We start from the raw sequence: 322 nt of genomic DNA, 5'->3' as shown, positions 1-322 counted from the left end.
CGCCAGGCACGACGGGCAACGGCGGCACGACGATCATCGCGTAGCCGTCGAGCGGCGCATCGGCGGGAATCACATCGACGTCGAAGCCGAGCGAGCGCAGCGCTGAGTAGTACTCGAACGCGAAGCGCGGGTAATGAAAGTCCGCGCCCTGCGGATGAATTTCAAAGAGCCACTTGGCTTCGTAGTCGTAGATCAGCGCGACCTTGCTGCGCACATTCGCGTTCGCGTCGGCATCGGCTGCCGACACCTTTGCGATCTCGTGCGCAACCTGTTCCGCTTCGCTGCCGCCGATGTCGAGGCGATTGTCGGGCGTGTTCAGCCC

The 322-nt window shown here is 63.7% G+C and carries 1 protein-coding gene; it reads right to left on the bottom strand.

The annotated features are described in order from the left end of the window. Positions 1 to 322: beta-galactosidase trimerization domain-containing protein (locus tag SB753_RS35880; RefSeq protein ID WP_410804849.1), on the bottom strand; the 322-nt coding region annotated here is incomplete at both ends.

This window comes from Paraburkholderia sp. SIMBA_053, assembly GCF_046534895.1.
Taxonomy (GTDB): domain Bacteria; phylum Pseudomonadota; class Gammaproteobacteria; order Burkholderiales; family Burkholderiaceae; genus Paraburkholderia; species Paraburkholderia caledonica.
The sequence above is the reverse complement of the archived record's forward strand: the minus strand, read 5'-3'. Positions and strand labels throughout refer to the sequence as shown.